The sequence below is a fragment of the Enterobacter sp. SORGH_AS_0287 genome (assembly GCF_031453695.1).
Lineage (GTDB): Bacteria > Pseudomonadota > Gammaproteobacteria > Enterobacterales > Enterobacteriaceae > Enterobacter > Enterobacter ludwigii.
This window is the reverse complement of record NZ_JAVIZW010000001.1, coordinates 1,165,612-1,185,271: the sequence shown is the minus strand read 5'-3', so window position 1 is coordinate 1,185,271 and position 19,660 is coordinate 1,165,612. Positions and strand designations below refer to the sequence as shown.

Here is a 19,660-nt window from a genome sequence, read left to right as displayed (position 1 = left end):
ATGCAGATTCGAAAAGGATTAAATACCGACCTCGCACGTCTTGAATGCTGTGACTTTTCATTCACCGTCAGTCACGTTGCGCGGGAGCCTTTTATACATTGTGATTTGCATATCGACGCTGTCGCCGTGCCTTATCGTAAAACGTATGAGCTCGATATGCAGACCCTTGAAAATCATTGCGTTAATCCGGATGCCATATTTCTTGTGGCCGAAACAGATGAGGGAGAAATTGCCGGTTTTATCACCGCGTCAATGAGCTGGAATAAATTTATCGCCGTTGACTATATTGCCGTTGAGCGCACGAAACGCAGAGCTGGCGCGGCGCAAAAATTGATGGCGGCCGCACACGTGTGGGCGCGCAGCGTCAACGCGGCTGGATTAAGGCTCGAAACCCAGAATGTGAATGTTTCTGCCTGCCTGTTCTACCGTCATTATGGCTTTACGTTAGGCGGATACGATCGTTTCCTCTACAACGCATTACCGGAAAAAGACGAAATCGCCCTGTACTGGTATTACATGCTGATCTGACTCTGGCTCTAACGGATATTGGCGGACGAAAGCGATTTGTCTGAAAATTATCCACCCGGCGCTCAAAGGAATGTGCGTCAGAATATGACTCGCCTGCCTCCCTTCATTTTTCTGTCACTTAACTTCAATACGCTTACATGATTTTGATAATGACGTTAAGGAAAGAAGAGTGAATTCAATGGCTAAGGCATTACTGCTGGCATTACCTGTTTTGAGCGCGACCGCCACGGCAGCCGACCACGAAATCTGTGAGCCGAAAGCGTATGAGATGGCGCTGCGCTATCAACAGAAGTCGGCAGAAATCATGGCACTTCAGCTGCAGACCTATCGTTTCGCCACCGAGCGTTTTAACGAAAAAATAAAAGGGCTGACTGCGCCTGAGAACTATGCCGTTGTGATGGATCTTGATGAAACGGTGCTGGATAACACTCCGTTACTGGCGCGTGATGCCGAACAGTGCCACGACTACACGAAATGGGACACCTGGAGTGACTGGGAAAAGCAGGGAAAACCGGGATTAATTCCTGGCGCGAAGGCGTTTCTTGATCGCGTGAATCAAAGTAAGGTCCGTATTTATTATGTATCTGACCGCATGCAGGAAAACAAAGCAGATACGCTCAATACGTTAAAATCCCTTGGCTTACCGCAGGTTTCAGAGGATAGCGTTCTGCTCGATACGGTCAGTAAAGAAGCCCGCCGCCAGAGCATCCTGAAGAAACAGCAGATAATCATGCTCTTCGGTGACAGCCTGCCTGATTTCGCCGCGCAATTTAAAAACAAAAAGCCGAGCGAAGCGCAGCGTGAACTCGTTGAGGCCAGCGCCGATCGCTTTGGCAGTGACTGGATTGTGCTGCCCAATGCCGCGTATGGCTCGTGGTCAAAAGCCACGCTTGAAGGCTGGAAAGCCCCGCTGAAGCAATAACGTCTGGCCTGCCGGGTGGCACATTGCTGCCACCCGACATTTGACCCGACCTATCCATCCCGTTTATAGGTCCTATCATTATCAGGCGGGTTCATATAATTTTACGGAGAAGTAAGATGAGCTCTTTCTGAAGGAGACCCTTATGCTGACCGTAAAAAAACTTGCCCTGACAACGCTGATTTCCAGTTCGTTATTGTTCTACCCTGCGCTTCAGGCTTCGGCAGAAACGCCCCAGCACGTGGTTAAACAGCCTGCCGGGGGGTACAGTGTGCAGGTTGGCGATATTATGGTGACCTCGTTTACCGACGGTACCGTGGCGCAAGACCTGCACAAATTACTTCGTCGGACGACCCCGCAGAATACCGATGCGTTGCTCGCACAAAATTTCCAGACCAACCCGGTAGAGGTGTCCATTAACGCTTTTCTGATTGCTCTGCCCGGCCACAAGATTCTGGTGGATACCGGCTCAGGCCAGCTTTTTGGCCCCGGTAACGGCGGGCGGCTGATTGAGAGTCTGGCAACGCAGGGGATCGCGCCGCAGGACATCACCGAGATTTTACTGACCCATGCACATTCCGACCATGCCGGTGGCCTGGTTAAAGATGGCAAGGCGGTGTTTACCAATGCGCGCGTTTTTGTCGGCAAACCTGACATCGACTTTTTCTTTAACAACGATAATCAGAAAAAAACCGGCTACGACCAGAACTACTTCGATGTCGCGCAGAAAACCTTAAAACCGTATCGTGATGCCGGCAAGGTGGTTCCTTTTTCCGGAACCTCGCAGCTTCTGCCCGGGATAACCGGCACGGTTCACCCGGGCCATACGCCTGGATCAGCCTTCTATACGCTGGAAAGTAAAGGCGAGAAAATCACCTTTGTCGGCGATATTATCCACGTCGCGGCGGTACAGTTCCCGCAGCCCGCCGTGACCATCGCCTACGACCAGGATCAGGACGGTGCGGCACGTGTCCGCCAGGATGCTTTTGCTGATTTTGTGAAAAACAGAGACCTTGTCGCAGCCCCCCACCTGCCGTTCCCGGGTATCGGTTACGTCACGAAAGGCGAGCACGGCGGTTACGCCTGGGTGCCCGTCACCTATACCAATCGTGACAGCCACAGCGCAAAGTAAAACGGATAACACGATGACGCCCGTTGCTGAGATGGATATCGACCTGATCCTGACGCTGGATGCATTGCTCCAGGATCAGAACATCACCCATGCGGCCGCGCGGCTCGGCATCAGCCAGCCCGCGATGTCCGCCCGTCTGGCGCGCCTGCGTTCGCTCTTTGGCGAACCGTTGTTTATCCCTTCCCCACATGGACGTGGGGTGTTGCCCACGCCCAGAGCGGAAGCGCTGCGGCCGCAGGTCATGACCGTATTGCGGGGCATTAACGCGATGTTTGCCCCCACCACCTTTGATGCGCAAACCAGCCAGCGGACATTTGTGATTGCCCTGCATGAAAATCCGGCCCTGATGCTGGGTGCCGAACTGCTTAATCAGTTCCGGGCCCATGCCCCGGGGATCCGCTTGCGGTTCGCGCTGCCAGAAATGGCAACCCTGCCACAGCAGCTGGAAAAGGGTGATGTGGATGTCTATATCGGTGTGAGCACCGGCGCGCACGACGGCTGGGTCAGACGTAAACTTTTCGATGACCAGTTTGCAACAGCCCAGCGAAAAGGCCACCCCCGCGGTGTCGGGCCACTGGATCTGGAGCACTATTGCGCGCTCTCTCATCTGGTGGTCTCTTCAGAGGGTGACCCGTTTACCGGCTTTGTGGATCAAACCCTGGGCGGACTGGGGCATCAGCGCAACGTGGTGATGTCCACACAGAGCTACGCCATGGCACCTCCGCTTGTCGCCAGCACGGATCTGCTCTGCACCTTACCGGAACGTATGCTGCAACGCTTTGCCTCGACGCTGGATATCTTCCCCCCGCCGCTGCCGCTGCAGCCGATTACCATCAGCATGTACTGGCACCCGAAAAACAGTCAGGATACGGCAAGCCTCTGGCTGCGCGAGCAACTGCTGCTGGCCGCGGGACGTCAGATGTGATCGAGGGTATGCAGGAATTTCTTTAACACCTCTGAGCGAATGATCCGGTGGCACACCAGCTTCAGCTCGCTTTCCCTGAGCCTGTCAATGATGTCGACGTACACGACATTCTCCACGCTGACTGCCCTGGCGGAGACCGGCAGTAGCGCCATGCCAAACCCCGCAGAGACCAGGCTGATGACGGTAGGTACGTCGGTGGCGTTTTGTACCACCTCAGGCTGGAAACCTGCACCGTAACAAACGTCATAGAAGTACTGTTCGAGGCCCATTCCCTCCGGGTCGCGCAGGGAGATCCATTTTTCATCTTTCACCGAGGCGAGCGTAAGCGCGGACGATTTTGCCAGAGGATGCTGTGAAGAGAGCGCCAGCACCGTTTTCTCGGACGTAAACGGGCGGCTTTGCAGGTCGTCAGGCAGAGACGGCAGCGGCGCCCGGATGATGGCCACATCCAGCTGGTTGCTTTGCACGGCGCTATAGAGCGTCTGCACATTCCCCGTCATTAGCGACATGGTGATGGCAGGCCACCGACTGTGCATCTGGCGCAGCGCGGCAGGCAGCCTGGTGTCAAACATGGCGCTCGATACGCACCCGAGATTCAACACCCCCTGCTCCCCCCTCGCCGTTTGCCTGGCGTCCAGTACCGCCTGTTCCGTCAGGGCGATGGCCAGCCTGGCTTTCTCCAGGAAAGCTTCACCGGCCGGCGTCAGGGTTAAACGGCGGTTCGCCCGGCTGAAGAGCGTAACGCCTAACCGTTCCTCTAACGTTTTAATCTGCTGACTCAGCGCGGGTTGTGCCATGTTCAGGCGCTCCGCAGCCCGGTGCATGTGAAGCTCTTCCGCAACGACAATGAAATTACGCATCTGACGAAATTGCATAACGCTTACCCGGATTTTTTGATAATAAATTTCTTATCAAAATAGCAGTAATGATGCAATTGATGCTATGGGCTATTGCCATAAAAATGGAGGCATGCAAACACGGGAGGAAAAAATGGAAAGCCCAGTCAACGATCTCAGAAGTGCCATCGCGTTACTGCAACGCCACGAAGGACAATATATTGAAACGGATCATCCGGTGGATCCCAACGCGGAGCTGGCGGGTGTTTATCGACACATTGGTGCGGGCGGCACGGTGAAACGCCCTACCCGAACGGGCCCGGCCATGATGTTCAATAACGTTAAAGGTTATCCGGATTCGCGTATCCTGGTGGGCATGCACGCCAGCCGGGAAAGAGCGGCACTCCTTCTGGGATGTGAACCCTCGACGCTCGCGCAGCACGTCGGTCAGGCCGTGAAAAACCCGATCGCGCCGGTTGTTGTCCCGGCATCGCAGGCCCCTTGCCAGGAGCAGGTATTCTACGCTGACGATCCTGATTTTGATCTGCGTAAACTGCTTCCGGCCCCGACAAATACGCCGATTGATGCTGGCCCATTCTTCTGTCTGGGGCTGGTACTGGCAAGCGATCCGGAAGACAGTTCGCTGACTGACGTCACGATTCACCGTCTCTGCGTTCAGGAGCGCGATGAGCTTTCCATGTTCCTGGCCGCGGGGCGCCACATTGAGGTCTTTCGTAAAAAGGCTGAAGCAGCCGGAAAACCGCTGCCGGTGACGATCAACATGGGGCTCGACCCGGCGATTTATATCGGCGCCTGCTTTGAAGCGCCCACGACGCCATTTGGTTATAACGAACTGGGCGTTGCCGGGGCGCTGCGTCAGAAACCGGTCGAACTGGTGCAGGGCGTGGCGGTAAAAGAGAAAGCGATCGCGCGGGCTGAAATCATTATCGAAGGCGAACTGCTGCCAGGCGTGCGCGTTAGAGAAGACCAGCACACCAACAGTGGCCATGCAATGCCGGAATTTCCGGGCTACTGCGGCGAGGCAAACCCTTCTTTGCCCGTCATCAAAGTGAAAGCCGTCACCCTGCGTCACCAGGCAATCCTGCAAACGCTGGTGGGGCCAGGTGAAGAGCACACCACGCTCGCAGGCCTGCCAACGGAGGCCAGCATCCGCAATGCCGTTGAAGAGGCCATTCCGGGCTTCCTGCAAAATGTCTATGCGCATACCGCGGGCGGCGGTAAGTTCCTCGGCATTCTGCAGGTGAAAAAACGCCAGCCATCCGATGAAGGACGTCAGGGACAGGCGGCGCTTATCGCACTCGCGACCTATTCCGAGCTGAAAAACATCATTCTTGTCGACGAAGACGTGGATATTTTCGACAGCGACGACATCCTGTGGGCGATGACCACCCGCATGCAGGGAGATGTCAGCATCACCACTATTCCAGGGATCCGCGGCCACCAGCTCGATCCGTCGCAGTCGCCGGATTACAGCACGTCGATTCGCGGAAACGGCATTTCCTGTAAGACCATCTTCGACTGCACGGTACCGTGGGCGCTGAAGGACCGCTTCGAACGCGCGCCGTTTATGGAGGTTGACCCACGTCCGTGGGCACCAGATTTGTTTGACGCAAAACACGACTAGCACTTCCGCGATACAGAAGAGCGTATGGCTTTCGGGTCATACGCTCTTCTGTTTTTCATCGCAGGCAAAAAGGGAAATTGCCGCTTCCCCTGCTTTCTTGTACCCTTTCGTCGTTAACCCCAACCCCACAAGAACTGAGACATCCGGACGCTTATGACTGCACACCTTTCTAAAGACCCTTTACATGGTGTAACGCTGGAGATGCAGGTCAATGCCCTGGTTGCACGATATGGCTGGAGTGAGTTGGGCGATCGAATCAAAATTAACTGTTTCAGAAAAGACCCAAGCGTTAAATCGAGCCTGAAATTTCTGCGCCGCACACCCTGGGCTCGCGCAGAAGTTGAAGCCCTGTATCTTGATTCCCTGAATGATGAGGGGATCGCAGAACCGGACGAACCCGCCTTTAACCCCTGGGCTAACAGTCGGATAACCAAGAGCTAAAACGCAAATGACGCGACATGTAAAACGGATTGGTGCGCTGACTGCCTGCGCACTTTTACTTGTTAGTTGCTCCTCAAAACCACCAAAATCACTGGTAACGCCTCTCCCAACCGCGAGCAAACCGACCCAGCAGGCTAACGAGCCGATGCGTGGGATCTGGCTGGCAACCGTCTCACGCCTGGACTGGCCTCCGGTGGCCTCAGTGAATGGCCGCGATGCGCAAGACCGCATCGCGATGCAAAAACAGGCCCTGACGAACAAGCTCGACAAGCTTAAGCACCTCGGTATCAATACCGTGTTTTTCCAGGTCAAACCGGACAGCACGGCGCTCTGGTCGTCTAAAATTCTGCCGTGGTCAGATATGCTCACCGGCAATATCGGCGAGTACCCGGGCTACGATCCGCTGCAGTTTATGCTCGATGAAGCGCACAAGCGCGGCATGAAAGTCCATGCCTGGTTCAACCCTTACCGCGTTTCAACCAATACCAAACCGTCGACCATTGCCGCGCTGAACCGCACGTCGTCATTGCAGCCTTCCAGCGTTTATGTCCAGCACCCGGAATGGATCCGCATTGCCGGCGATCGTTTTGTGCTCGACCCCGGCATTCCGCAAGTGCGTGACTGGATAACGCAGGTGGTCACCGAAGTGGTTGCGCACTATCCCATTGATGGCGTGCAGTTTGACGACTATTTCTATACCGAATCACCGGGATCCGCGCTCAATGACGCGCAGACTTTCAGACAATACGGTCAGGGATTTGCCTCTAAAGCAGACTGGCGCCGCCACAATACACAGCAGCTGATTGTGCAGGTCTCCCGGGCCATTAAGCAGACGAAGCCTGGCGTGGAGTTTGGTGTCAGCCCGGCTGGCGTATGGCGTAACCGCTCATTCGACCCGGCAGGCTCAGACACGCGCGGTGCCGCAGCCTACGATGAATCCTACGCCGACACGCGTCAGTGGGTGCAGCAGGGCCTGCTGGACTATATCGCGCCACAAATATACTGGCCTTTCTCCCGGGATGCGGCGCGCTATGACGTGCTGACGAAATGGTGGGCAGAGGTGGTGAAACCGACGCATACCCGCCTGTATATCGGCATTGCGTTCTACAAGGTAGGTGAACCGTCGAAAAATGAGCCGGACTGGACGGTTCAGGGCGGCGTGCCGGAGCTGAAAAAACAGCTCGATCTCAACGATTCACTTCCCAACGTGAATGGCACGATCCTGTTCCGCGAAGATTATCTTAATCAGCCGCAGACGCAGGAAGCCGTCAGCTACCTGCGCGGACGCTGGGGTAGCTGACCGGTCAACATCAGGCAGAAACACCCTGTTTCTGCCTGTTTTTTTTTACTACGGCTTCGGCCCAAACATCGCCTCAAGCTGTTTTTCATCCGGCATGCCGACCACCTGCTGAAGCTCATTATCGGCATTCAGATAATAAATGGCGGGCGTGGCGTTCGCGCCCAGGTTGTCCATTAACGTCTGGTGTTTTTGCAGTATGTTGACGGTTTCACGGGATGCAGTGCCCTGCGGTTTTGGCAATTTTTTCCCGCCTGAAAGCTCGTAATCACGCCAGGCCGAAACGGGATCTTTCGCATTCAGGATAGCGGAGGCATTACGCCCACTGTTGGGGTTGAGAAACGCCACCAGCAGCGTATTAAGCTGCACCTTGCCCGCCTTCACCCAAGGCTGCGCCTCGGACCAGAATTGCTTACAGTACGGGCAGAACGGATCGGCAAAGACGAAGACTTTGCGCGGAGCGTTATCCGCCCCCTCTTTCAGGGGATGCGCCGCGTTCAGTTGCTTCCACATTTCGCGTCCCATCGGGGCGTAGATCTCTTTCTGGAAATAGCCTTCACTCAGGTTTTTTCCTTTTTCATCGTACAGATAGCCAGAAATTACGTGCTTGCCGTCAGGGGTTAAAAACAGCGTAACGCCCATATCCTGATACTGCCCCAGCCAGGCCGGCGCGCCCCCTGGCGCATCAATTTTCTTAATGATTTTGATATTCTGCTGCTCGCTGAAGAGCTTCACCACATCCGGTATCGCTTCAGCGGCCTGCGCCAGCCCTGACGTTGCCAGCACCGACAGTAACAGTAATTTTTTCATTTTCCGCTCCGGGATCATTGGGGGCGAACCGCCCCCTTCACGTTAACGATTTTTCAGTGCGTCACTGACCATTTCATCGAACTGTTCAAAAGGAACCCAGCCCGGGAGTAACCCTTCGCCAATCAGCGTGGCCGGTGTTCCCTGGATACCCATCTTTTCGGCGATGATCAGGCTGCGTTTGATCGTCTCCAGGCTCTCATCATCAGGCGTTGTGACGTTCACCCCGGCCCGTTTTTGCGCCTCCTGAATGCTGGCGTCATCGTGATATCCCTTTTTGGCCATCAGGGTATGGTTAAATTTCATAAATTGCTCAGGATGCGCGCGCCAGACGGTTAAGGCATCGCGTGCTGAGGTCAGTGAACTTTCCGACCGGAAAGGCAAAAACTTAAATACCACCGCCACATCCGGGTGTTTTTCGACGATCTTTTCCAGGTAAGGATCGAATTTCTTGCAGTACGGGCAGTTGTAATCCGTAAAGACCACCAGGGTGAGCTTCGGATCCTTAGCGCCAATGCGCGGCGAGTCCGGGTCGTTAAACAGAAAGTCATAAACCATCTTCTGTGCACGTTGCTCCTGTTCCGGCGTCATGGTCTGCGCCGCCATCACCTGTGCTGAGGTCAACAGTAGCAGAAGCGTTATAAGGATTCTTTTCATAATACATTTAGCCTTTAGCGTTGTTCAGGGTGGCAATAAGCGTGTCTTTATCCAGCAACGGCGAAAGCATCTCCCCCTCAGGGAAGCCCGGGCCGTACACCTCATTAAACGGGATGGCGTAACGGTTTCGCTTTTCAAGGAATTCGGCGATAAACGATGACGGCTTACTCCAGTCGCCACGCAGCGCCACCACGTCCGACTGGCTAAGCGCGGCAATAACGTCAGGCTGATTCAACACCCGATGCTCGTTCACCTTGCAGGTAACACACCAGTCCGCGGAGATATCCACGAAGACCCGTTTGCCCTGCGCAAGGGCACCCTGAATAGCGTCTTCACTTAGCGGTTGCCACGGGATTGCCTGAGCGACGCCTGCGGTGTTTGTTACAGGCGGTGAGGTAAGCAACCCGCGCAGCTGGTACCCGCCAAAGGCTGACAGCGCGATCACCACGCACCAGAACAGTGGCGAGGTTTTCTGCCCGGTCATCGCAAGCAGTGCGATAGCGACGACGATAAGCACTAACATCACGCTCTGGCTCACCGCGTCGCCCAGATGCGGGCTAAGCAACGTCACCAGCCACAGGCTGGAAGCCAGCATCATCAGGCCAAGAATAATTTTCAGGCCGTTCATCCAGCGACCGGGTTTTGGCAGCAGCATGGCGGTTTTTGGAACCAGCGCAACGAACAACCACGGCAAACTCATCCCCACGCCGAGCATCAGGAAGATAAGCCACAGGGAATGCAGTGGTGCGCCAAGGGCAAAGGCCACCGCCGTGCCGAGGAACGGCGCAGAACATGGTGTGGCCAGCAGCGTGGCAAACATCCCTTCGCAGAAACTGCCGGCAAGCCCCGTTCCCCCTGCCGTTGCCAGCCGTCCTGCGGCGGCAGAAGGCAGCAACATCTCAAACGCCCCGAACAGATTGAGTGCGAAGAGGAAGGTCACCGCAACCATCAGGCCAATAAACCACGGATTCTGGAACTGAATACCCCAGCCCAGCGAGGCACCGGTCAGCTTAAGCGCGGTGACCATTGCGGCCAGAAGCATAAAGGAGACCAGGATCCCGGCACTGGTTGCCAGAAAACGGAGCCTGATCATCCGTCTGTCTGAGCCCGCATGGAGCACGCTGTTGAGCTTCATGCCCATCACCGGCAGCACGCAAGGCATCAGGTTCAGAATCAACCCGCCCAGTAGCGCAAAGAGCACCATTTTGCCGGTTCCCTCAGACACGCCCGCCGCTGACGGTTCCGCGGGCGTTGCCCCGACGGTCATCACGGTTTGCTGCGCTTTATCGCCATTGGTGAGCACAAACGACAGCGCTTTTCCCTGCAGCGAAGTGGGTTTATCTCCCCACTCATCGGTCACGGGCACCGTTACCCGAAGCTGATTGCCGTCGGCTTCGAGGGTCGGTTCACCGGGAAGAATGTCGCCTTCCAGCGGGTCAAAATAGATCCCCGGCTTGTCCCATTGCCCTTGCATGGTTCCCGTAATGATCAGCTTGTCGTCTGATAACCAGGCTGACAGGTCTGCGGACACGCCAGATGTCGCGGGAATGGCCTGCATCGCGCGTTCAAACGCGTGGCTGAATCCCTCATCCACCGGCTGGTTAAAATCAAGGTGCAGCTTATAGTCCGTCAGCAGACAGACATTACTGCACGTGGAAAGGGTAAGCGTCCCGTCGAGCGCATCCCCCGCCGCACCGTCGAGAGTGATGGGGATGATGACCTTATCGTGATAGCCCTGGGTGGTCATCCCGGAGATATCAAAGCGCGAAGGCACCGGCCAGTGCCAGTCATCCGTTACGCCAGCCGGCCAGGTGATTTTCGGGGCTACGCCGCCCTCGCCGGGTGAACGCCAGTAGGTTTTCCAGCCTGGCTGCAGCTCAACGGTGAGCAGCGCGAGGATGCGGTTTTGCTCCCTTTCCGCCTGAACGCGGATCCGGGCATGATCGTTTTGCGGGGAAACCAGCCAGCCTGTATCCGCCGCATGGACAATGCCGATGCAGGACAGCCACAGGAAGACGAATCCCCTGAAGAGGTTAAACATGTTTTACTCCGTGAATAGTGAAAATTATCGTGTGGTGACGATGCTTTTCATTCACGGAAAACGCAGTTTTTGAGGTGTATTCGGGGAGGCGGTGCATGAACGGGCTGTTCTCTCGGAACGCATGCCCGCCCTTGCGTAAGCAACTGAAGTAGCGCGAAGAAGATGATAATCGCCGGTAGCGCACCATCAAAGAACAGTGGCTGAGCACAAAGCAGCGAGTGTGCGCCTAACTGACACGGCGATGGCCCGGACGGCTCAGCGTCGTTGGTTTGAACCGGGGCATCAGCAATCAGGGTCGTTTGCGGATCCAGTCCCTGCAAAAAATGGTTGAGATAAACCGCACGCTGCACCAGGCAAATAGCCATCGCCAGACATGTGATTATCAAAAGCCATTTTCCCAGAAGCTGACGGTTGCGCATAACGTTCCAAATTTACCAGACGCCCCGATCATAAACGATAGTGATGAATCTACAAGTCCTGACAATGTAAGGTTTTGTCTGTCGGCGTTAGCCACCGGTCAGCGCATCATAGACGTCACGCAGTCGCGTGCGCAGGAAAAGCACCGCCTTGTGCTTACGCGATAACAGCGCCTGCTCGCTGGCCCCGGTTTCCTCTGCCAGCATTTTAATGCTGTAGCCCTGGAGCTCCGTTTTTTCAAAAACCTCGCGCTGAGGCGGCGGAAGTTCAGACAGCGCCTGGCCCAGTTCTTCCCACAGCAGCGTTTTAAGGTACTCCTCCTCCGGCGTATGCGGGACACCGAACAGGGTTTCCGCCAGTTCATCTTCGGGGAAGTCCTCATCATCCCCGGTAAAATATCCTGAAAGAGAGACCTCACGTTTTTTTCGTGCCCGGTCGGTCATCTCATTACGCGCCGCGCGAAACAGCCAGGCGGCGACGTTTTCGACCGGCTGCTCCACTTTCATCAGCTGATAGGTGACTTCCTGCAAAATATCGTCGGCATCATCGCGCACGGATGTTCGTCCGCGGATAAAGGCTTTCAGCCGGGCGCGGCAGGCATTAAGCGCCGACATCAGCAATGACTCTCCCGCCAGCCCGGTTTTCATCTCGCTCACTCTGCTTCCGGCGTTTTCGGCGCGCTATCGTCGCGTTTATCTTCGCGATGACCGTGCCAGCCGCAATGCCCGCGACCATGGCGACCAAAGCCTTCGCGACGCTGCTGAATAAACGCCTCACGCTGTTCGGGGGTCATGTTCATCCAGCGTTCGTGCATACGACGGTGCGCGCCGAACATTCCCGGACGGAAGCCCAGCCCACCGAACAGGATCCGGCTTAATACCAGAATCCCCAGCGCCTGCCAGAAACCGATGGCTTTCACGCCAAGAATGGCCGGGAGTAAGGCATTCCACAGGGTCATGACCACCAGTCCAAGCACAAGGACGATTACCGCGCCTATCACCAGCCCTTTACCCATACGGTGGCGGCCAAACCCGCGTCCGTGCCCTCTTCCGTGCATATCGAAATCTCTCATGGTGTTTACCTCATTTACAGTGATTGAGTATGGCTTGTGATGAGGTAGACGGATGAGGCGGGGAAATATTGCTGGGGAAATGGGAAATTTTTTGTGCTTACGGATGTTAACGCATATCGCTCGCGACGGGTGAGCGCTATGCGTCGCCTCCTGGCACATCATCTCGTACGAAACATTCGTTTAACTTATGCGGTAGCGATAACGGCCAGGATGATTGACAGCAACGCAAGGAAGATGAGTGAGGATAATAGCGGGTTTAGCAAGCCACCTAAACGGGTGAAGTCGCTGGTCGTTAAAAGGCTTAAAGTCACTCATACCATATGCTTACCAGTTCGCCGTTGGTATAGCGCTCTTTTTGCCGGGTGACGGGCTCCGGCAACTGAGGATCCAGGCATAACAGACATGTCATGTGCCGTTTTCCTCTTAAGAAATAAAACGACCTGCATTTTAAGTGTCGGTCTTTTTGCTTAATCCAGGCATCAGTTTTGCCATGAAATGATGTCGTCCAGACCTGAGAGCATGTCGGGAAAGTAACTTTCATCAATCTCGAAGGAATCGTCAAGGGTAATACTGTCAGCATGGTTTTCAGGTTTCAGTACCATACTAACACCAACAGCACCGGCAAAATGCGCCTGATGAAACTTAAGCATAACCTCCTCGAATGCCGAGGTTAAACTAATATCCTTAGACTTTCCCCCTGTCTTTAAAGCCTGATGGAGAGCATGTGTATCATTCCTGAATTGCTCGAGTTGACCGACAAAAAACTCTGCAGCAAACTCAGTTTTTAAGACAGGGATCGAGAATTCAACCCATACCATAATACGGCTATAGGCAGGCACCTCCTCTTCAGTCAGCCTTTCATAGGGTGTTAATTTAAGATGCCTGTCACCACTTGTGATATCTATCATGATCCCCTCTTCACGGCATGTACTGAAAATTCATGATTGTCCAGTTAGTCTCCCTGAACAAAACCTCAAAACGATAAGACTTGTAACTGTAAGTGCCTTTGTTTTTCCTGTCTTCCACAAGCTGCGACCTAGGTGCTGTCGCGACTTTCCAGTTACGCCAGACATTAAAAAGGCTCCCTCAGGAGCTTTTTTAAACAATTTAACCTGATGAAATAAAAGGATTTATTTCAGGTCGCGTCCACATGTTGACCACATCGATACTTAAAGCCCCGCATTTTCGGGGCTAATACTTAGATTTTGGCTAAGCGTACCTAGGGTCTTTCTGCAGTCATGCAAGAGGCTACTAAGATTTGTTTTTATTAATAGTTATAAACATACAATTAATGCAACCGTAAGAGATTTTTCAACGAAGAATGTAAATTCGTTGTTCTAAATGTAGGTTGATCATAACTCAGACGCATGTAACCGTCTATTTCATCCAATCGCATATTTTTGTTTACAGAAAGATCTGTTTCATATAACAGTTTAAGAATACTAGTAAAATCATGACCATTACATATTGAAAAATGCTCTGGTGACATTATTTCCAGTTTACGCATTTCATTGTGCAATTCATACTCACCTAACTCGGCATAAGCTCTATTCTTAGCCAAGATATGACGCACAAAGGCAATTTCATCTATAATCACCTCACTGCCATTTATGGTAATGAACTCTCTAAAATTCATTCCCTTAAAAATTAGATTACTGCGAGTAAGATAGCTGTACCACTTCAACAAGCCGACGCGATAACATACACAAAGAATATTTTCTTTAACCTTACGGCAAAATGATTCTGCTAAATCACCTTGAACAAGTTTACGCTTTGTGTGCGACATTATAAATTTATCGACTACGCCACCTTTAACTAGCATCATTTCTAAATCATGGGCATCTGTATAAAATACCCCTTCATAAGTTATTCCACTCAATCCATCAAAATCAGCATCACACACGCCGTAGACAGCATCATTCCCAGCTTGTCGCAACTCATTCACAGCACATATAACTTCTCTTTTGCCATTTTCTGGAGATTCATATATCAATCGATTGTCTAACCGATAGGTATTGAAAAATCTTATATCAGTAATCCCTTCAACAACAATTAGTATGCTATGACGATGCATTTCATTACTAAACATTAACCTCACACCACTAAGCCAATTATCCTCGCTAAGGGCATCACGTAACGATATCATTATTCATTACCTTCTAAAGATTGTTCCTTTCCATCCTTATTTTTAATCATCTCATAAAGATCATAGGTCAAGTCCCAATTTTTACTGATAATCTGAGGAGAATGTGTTGCGATAATCACTTTCTCATATTGATTTATTTTTTGTATTTTCTTAAGTGAATCCAAGAAAGTTTGTTGCCAAGCAACATGCAGCGATATCTCAGGCTCGTCAATTAGGATTACTTTTTGAGAAACGAGATCAAAAATAAGATTAAATAGAAGCACAACTTGGTTCTGTTCACCTGATGAAAGCATATTCCTGTCAATCAAGTCGCCGTTTAAACTTTCGAAATAAAAACCATTTTCTCTATCAATCATCACTTTTTTAAATGCCAGGATCTTTTCATGCAAAATTGTTTCAAATAGATCAATTTTTTGATGTAACATCTGGAACGGTGATAATTTCCCGAGCGCATCTTCAATATAAAGATCTAAAACGCCTAAATATTCATTACTACTATAGAGGCTTGTGCTTTTTTCAGGCATGAGGTCATTACCCCCCTGAATAAGACCATATCTCATATAATGGCGACGTTTATCTTGAATACCATTTAGACGTGCTTGTATATTCTCTGATGAAAATCGCTTTTGTTGTTCTAAACGATCAAACAATCGAATTGGAAATGTTGCATCCAATCTTTGAGATAATTCGGCGGAATCATCTTGAGCACTTTCCATTAAATCTTTTAATTTTCTTGCACATAAATCGATTACAGTTTCATCATCAGCCTTGACCTGTAATCGGTCAGCACAAATAAAGGAAACGTCTTCACTCGATGTAATCGCACTTAATAGTTTGGAAACTAGTGGTTTATCAGGTTGGGTTTTTTGTTTCGGTTTAGCTTCCCCTCCATTCCAACGTATATAGAAAACCTCCTCCATGCTAGGCTCAGCTTTTTCTAATTTTAGCTTCTCAGTGATAATTTTTCCCGAGTGATTATCCAGATGATTCAATATCAAAGTATCTTTCTTAGCATCTTGCGCAATATCAACAGAACCACCTTGATAATCAATTTTAACAGAACCAAACTTTAGTTTACAAAATATGTTTAATTCATTAGTAATGATACTATTTATAATCTTCAAAATCATCGTCTTACCATACCCATTAGGACCTGTAAGCATAGTAATCTCATGATGATCTAGCGGAATCTCATAATCCAGAAGTCCAAATAATTTATCAATTTTCAGATGAATTAATTTCAAGTCGAATTCCTTATACTGACGATAGATATTAACTAAAGATTAATGATTGAGTAACTTCATGTGATATGCAATATACCACATGAATTATTATCATTGGTAACACAAATCAGTATCTATCATGCTATGACTATCATCTTAAATCCACTGCATTTGATGCTGACCTGACGATGTCGGATGAGGCGGCGCCGGCACTATTTCACCCGGTGAAACGATAAACCGCTCGACCGTCTCAGTGGTGACAAACGAGCAACTGCAATTGATGTTTGTGCACTGATGACAGCGCTCTTTGGTCGTGTCTGAAAAATAGCGACTTATACGAGCGTGAGCGGCGAAATGGCATTTTGGGCAGTGAAACATAGCGAACACCTATTTAAATTTCCGACGCATTAATTTTAACAATTAAACCCTTACATAACAAACACTTAAATAAAATTTATTGATTTAATTCCTCGCTTTCGTACCCCACATCCGAAACCTCAAGCTCTAAGCCCGTCGTGTAGCCGTTCCCGTTGAGGTTATGCACCACCCGGCTGATTATCCACGCGTGATCGTCTATGACGCGCTTAAAACCTTTCACCGCGACTGGCGTTTCAGTAAATAAATCTGCCCGCCCAATCGCCAGCGAGATTGAAAACTCCGCAACGCCGCGCTGCAGTTTGTCCCACTTCGCCTGAGCGGCGCGCATGGCTTGCGCCTCTGTCGCGTAGATGGTAGTGAGTTCCAGCACGTTGTCAGCCTCACCGGCCATATACTCTCCCCTTTTTATGGCTTTTGATTGCTAGTAGTAAAACGTTAAGCCTTGTCTGGCGCGGCTTTCCAGCTACGCCAGACATTAAAAAGGCTCCCTCAGGAGCCTCTCATTATCAATCAAGCCTGCGCCGGCAAACTAAAGCTCGAAATACTCCTTGAGAGCTGCTGCGCCTGCTCTTCCAGGGAAGCGGCGGCTGCGGCGGATTGCTGAACCAGCGCGGCGTTCTGCTGGGTCACGCCATCCATCTCTGTTACCGCCTGTCCGACCTGGCTGATCCCACGGCTCTGCTCTTCAGAGGCCACGGAGATCTGCTCCATCAACGTATTCACTTTATTCACGGAGCTGATAATAGAATCAATGACCTCGCCTGAGCGGTTCACCAGTTCAGCACCGTTTTTGACGCTGGAAACCGACTGGGCAATCAGGCTTTCAATGTCTTTCGCGGCAACCGCGCTTTTCTGCGCAAGGGTGCGCACTTCACTGGCCACCACGGCGAAGCCGCGTCCTTGTGTGCCGGCGCGTGCTGCTTCAACCGCGGCGTTGAGCGCCAGAATGTTGGTCTGGAAAGCAATGCTGTTGATGACGCTGGTGATGTCCTCGATGCGCTTAGAGTTCGCCGCGATGGTATTCATCGTTTCGATCACTTCGCGGGTCACGGCCTCACCGGTGTGCGCATTGTTCACCGCGTCCTGCACCAGTTTTCCTGCCTGGTGAACGTTATCGGTGTTATTCGCCACGGTCGCGCTCAGCTCTTCCATGCTGGCCGCCGTCTGGGTTAACGCGGAGGCCTGCTGCTCGGTGCGTGAAGCCAGATCGATATTCCCGGAAGCAATTTCCTGCGCGGCGTGGGTGACGGTATGGCTCGCGTCACGCACCTGAGCGATAGTCGACAGAAGCGCCTGGCGCATCTGCTCCATTGAGCCCATCAGGTGATCGATTTCATTGCCGGAGGTGCCTTTTACCGGCACTGGAATGTCCAGTTTACCGGCGGCGATCTGGCTGCAGTGCTCGCGTGCCAGGTTGACCGGCGCGAAAACAAAGCGCTTCATCAGCAGGCTGACGGCAACAATCACGATTACAAACAGGAAAGCAATCGCCGCAATGATCGCCAGACCGGAGATGAAATTACTGCTCGCATCCTCGTTCAGGGTTTTGGCATATTTCTGGTGAACGGCAAGTACCTGGTCGAGAACGATTTCATACTGACGGTCGAGGCGGGACACCTCCGGGATAAGCGCATTAAACTTCGCGACATCGTGCGCAGCGGCGGCGTCAATCAACGGTGCCAGCCCCTGGTTACGGTAGTTTTGCCAGGCATCCTGATACGCGCTCACCAGCGGCGCTTCATCCGACAGGCGCGGAGACGCCATAAACGCCGCAAAGGCATGATCCGCTTTTGTGAGGGCCTCTTTAACCGCGGAAAGTTTCGCTGACTCGTCAGCCGAGTTCCCCGCTTCCACCATCTTCACGTACTCCATCACCCTGACACGCAAGGTACGGCTGTGGTTGATGGGGTCAATGATCGACAGCACAACCTGGATTTCTTTGTTCACATTATCCAGGGAATTATTACTTTTAATGATGAGGCCAACGCTGGTAATGGTGCTGACGACAAAGAAGAAAAGCAGAGCAAAAAGGACAATCAGGGATGATTTTTTTAACGACATGGACCGATACCTCAAGAATAAACATTCCCTATCGTTATCGGCCGATCCAAAACTTAAATTAATTAAAGTTATTAACGTTTCCCTTCAGCAGCCAGGCCTATGATTTCGCTTTATAGCGCCGCTGCAGGGTGGCATCCAGTTTTCGCTGTAACGGTTGTGGCGTTTCGCCGTCGATCAGTTTGCCAATCAGATCAAAGCAGTGCCATGCCAGCTGGCGGTTATCCTGGCGAATGGTATCAACCGGAATGGTGAGCGAGTCGTAGAGGTAGTGGTCGTCAAAGCTGACTAACCGGATATCACTTTGCATCAGGTTATGCTGACCCATATAGCGCAATACCCCTTCCAGCAGACCACAGGCGGCAGTGAACAAGGCTTTTGGCGGGCGTCCCAGGCGGGCGCACAGCTCGGCGAACATCTCGTAGCCGGAGCTCGGGTGATAGTTGCCGTGAATGATCCACTCCGGGCGCAGCGCCACATTGGCCTCTTGCAGTCCTTGCTTAAACCCTTCCAGACGATCGCGCGTCGGGGAAAGCCGCGGCTGCCCGCCAAGGAAGTAAATTTCATCAGGATGCTGGCGCGCAATGTCGGCCACCAGTTCCGCTGTCGGGGTAATGGAATCGGTGATCACCAGCGGCAATGTGCTGTCGTTCATATGGCGGTCAAAAAGGACGACCGGCAGCTGTTCGCTCAGCTTCTGGTAATCGGCATCATTGAGCATACTGGAGGCCACAATCAGCCCGTCCACCTGACGCGCCACCATGTTATTAACCACCACCGTCTCCTGCCCCGGATTTTCATCACTGCAGGAGATGAGCAGTTGAACGCCTGCCTCACGGCACAGCGTCTCCAGTTCGTGAGAAAACACCGCAAAGCCATAGTTAGTGATCTCCGGCACTACCAGACCGATGGTGTGGCTACGGTTATCACGCAGCGAGCGCGCGTGAATGCTGGGCTGGTAGTGATGCTCTTTCGCAATCGCCAGAACGCGCTCACGCGTCTCTTCCGCCACGCGAAGCTCTTTGCTGCGCCCGTTCAGTACCAGGCTGGCGGTGGCTTTTGAAACCCCCGCCAGTTCCGCGATGTCTTTAATTGTGACGCGTTTTGTTTTTCTCACAACGACTTAGATCCGGCTGCC

At 52.3% G+C, this 19,660-nt stretch carries 20 protein-coding genes and 1 pseudogene; 7 read left to right on the top strand and 14 right to left on the bottom strand.

The features are described from left to right. The 4 genes from QE396_RS05645 to QE396_RS05630 all read left to right on the top strand — a co-directional run bounded on the left by QE396_RS05645 (position 1) and on the right by QE396_RS05630 (position 3,504). The gene (locus QE396_RS05645) at positions 1–528 is read left to right on the top strand and encodes a GNAT family N-acetyltransferase (RefSeq protein ID WP_214579067.1); all 528 of its coding nucleotides are present in this window, start codon (positions 1–3) and stop codon (positions 526–528) included. Between the two features lie 178 nt (positions 529–706). Beyond that, the gene (locus QE396_RS05640) at positions 707–1,450 is read left to right on the top strand and encodes a 5'-nucleotidase, lipoprotein e(P4) family (protein ID WP_020884117.1); all 744 of its coding nucleotides are present in this window, start codon (positions 707–709) and stop codon (positions 1,448–1,450) included. A 142-nt stretch (positions 1,451–1,592) separates the two neighbouring features. Continuing rightward, positions 1,593–2,579, top strand: coding sequence for an MBL fold metallo-hydrolase (locus tag QE396_RS05635; RefSeq protein ID WP_219373020.1), 987 nt, complete (start codon positions 1,593–1,595; stop codon positions 2,577–2,579). A 13-nt stretch (positions 2,580–2,592) separates the two neighbouring features. Continuing rightward, a complete protein-coding gene (locus QE396_RS05630) occupies positions 2,593–3,504 on the top strand; it encodes a LysR family transcriptional regulator (protein ID WP_044858210.1) in 912 nt (303 codons plus the stop codon). Here the strand turns inward: QE396_RS05630 and QE396_RS05625 are convergent. Beyond that, positions 3,495–4,379, bottom strand: a complete 885-nt coding sequence (locus tag QE396_RS05625) for a LysR substrate-binding domain-containing protein (protein WP_073396849.1) — start codon at positions 4,377–4,379, stop codon at positions 3,495–3,497. The two genes, QE396_RS05630 and QE396_RS05625, sit on opposite strands and share 10 nt — an antisense overlap. A gap of 115 nt (positions 4,380–4,494) precedes the next feature. Here QE396_RS05625 and QE396_RS05620 point away from each other — a divergent pair, with 115 nt between their 5' ends. From QE396_RS05620 to QE396_RS05610, 3 genes are all read left to right on the top strand, one after another. Further along, positions 4,495–5,985 (top strand): UbiD family decarboxylase, encoded by a 1,491-nt coding sequence (locus QE396_RS05620; RefSeq protein ID WP_040017527.1) that lies wholly within the window; start codon positions 4,495–4,497, stop codon positions 5,983–5,985. 153 nt (positions 5,986–6,138) lie between these two features. Further along, positions 6,139–6,426 (top strand): VF530 family DNA-binding protein, encoded by a 288-nt coding sequence (locus QE396_RS05615; RefSeq protein WP_014170105.1) that lies wholly within the window; start codon positions 6,139–6,141, stop codon positions 6,424–6,426. A 7-nt stretch (positions 6,427–6,433) separates the two neighbouring features. Continuing rightward, entirely contained in the window at positions 6,434–7,726 is a 1,293-nt protein-coding gene (locus tag QE396_RS05610) for a glycoside hydrolase family 10 protein (protein WP_025204161.1), read from the top strand. A 48-nt stretch (positions 7,727–7,774) separates the two neighbouring features. On the opposite strand, the gene dsbG is transcribed toward QE396_RS05610, so the two are convergent. The 13 genes and pseudogenes from dsbG to QE396_RS05545 all read right to left on the bottom strand — a co-directional run bounded on the left by dsbG (position 7,775) and on the right by QE396_RS05545 (position 19,639). Beyond that, the gene (dsbG, locus tag QE396_RS05605; RefSeq protein WP_050736814.1) at positions 7,775–8,533 is read right to left on the bottom strand and encodes a thiol:disulfide interchange protein DsbG; all 759 of its coding nucleotides are present in this window, start codon (positions 8,531–8,533) and stop codon (positions 7,775–7,777) included. 42 nt (positions 8,534–8,575) lie between these two features. Then, complete coding sequence (locus tag QE396_RS05600) at positions 8,576–9,187, bottom strand: DsbA family protein (protein WP_050736815.1); 612 nt, start codon at positions 9,185–9,187, stop codon at positions 8,576–8,578. Between the two features lie 7 nt (positions 9,188–9,194). Beyond that, entirely contained in the window at positions 9,195–11,228 is a 2,034-nt protein-coding gene (locus QE396_RS05595; protein ID WP_309950258.1) for a protein-disulfide reductase DsbD domain-containing protein, read from the bottom strand. 47 nt (positions 11,229–11,275) lie between these two features. After that, positions 11,276–11,647, bottom strand: coding sequence for a hypothetical protein (locus QE396_RS05590; RefSeq protein ID WP_020884108.1), 372 nt, complete (start codon positions 11,645–11,647; stop codon positions 11,276–11,278). A gap of 87 nt (positions 11,648–11,734) precedes the next feature. Further along, the gene (locus tag QE396_RS05585; RefSeq protein WP_020884107.1) at positions 11,735–12,292 is read right to left on the bottom strand and encodes an RNA polymerase sigma factor; all 558 of its coding nucleotides are present in this window, start codon (positions 12,290–12,292) and stop codon (positions 11,735–11,737) included. 5 nt (positions 12,293–12,297) lie between these two features. Beyond that, positions 12,298–12,717 carry a hypothetical protein gene (locus tag QE396_RS05580; RefSeq protein ID WP_014170113.1) on the bottom strand — a complete coding sequence of 140 codons (420 nt, stop codon included), beginning with the start codon at positions 12,715–12,717 and terminating at the stop codon, positions 12,298–12,300. A gap of 479 nt (positions 12,718–13,196) precedes the next feature. Continuing rightward, positions 13,197–13,625 carry a hypothetical protein gene (locus QE396_RS05575; RefSeq protein WP_020884105.1) on the bottom strand — a complete coding sequence of 143 codons (429 nt, stop codon included), beginning with the start codon at positions 13,623–13,625 and terminating at the stop codon, positions 13,197–13,199. A gap of 380 nt (positions 13,626–14,005) precedes the next feature. Next, positions 14,006–14,863, bottom strand: coding sequence for a DUF4435 domain-containing protein (locus QE396_RS05570; protein ID WP_020884104.1), 858 nt, complete (start codon positions 14,861–14,863; stop codon positions 14,006–14,008). After that, positions 14,863–16,107: an AAA family ATPase gene (locus QE396_RS05565; protein ID WP_309950251.1), complete on the bottom strand. Its 1,245-nt coding sequence runs from the start codon at positions 16,105–16,107 to the stop codon at positions 14,863–14,865. Before QE396_RS05565 ends, QE396_RS05570 begins: the two co-directional genes overlap by 1 nt. Positions 16,108–16,242: 135 nt before the next feature. Beyond that, on the bottom strand, positions 16,243–16,464 hold the full coding sequence (locus QE396_RS05560) for a DNA-binding transcriptional regulator (protein ID WP_071605469.1): 222 nt from the start codon (positions 16,462–16,464) through the stop codon (positions 16,243–16,245). A gap of 76 nt (positions 16,465–16,540) precedes the next feature. Further along, positions 16,541–16,870, bottom strand: a pseudogene (locus tag QE396_RS05555) (phage late control D family protein); the annotation flags it as partial. A gap of 104 nt (positions 16,871–16,974) precedes the next feature. Continuing rightward, a complete protein-coding gene (locus tag QE396_RS05550) occupies positions 16,975–18,525 on the bottom strand; it encodes a methyl-accepting chemotaxis protein (protein WP_020884101.1) in 1,551 nt (516 codons plus the stop codon). A gap of 97 nt (positions 18,526–18,622) precedes the next feature. Further along, positions 18,623–19,639, bottom strand: a complete 1,017-nt coding sequence (locus tag QE396_RS05545) for a LacI family DNA-binding transcriptional regulator (protein WP_020884100.1) — start codon at positions 19,637–19,639, stop codon at positions 18,623–18,625. Positions 19,640–19,660: the final 21 nt, after the last annotated feature.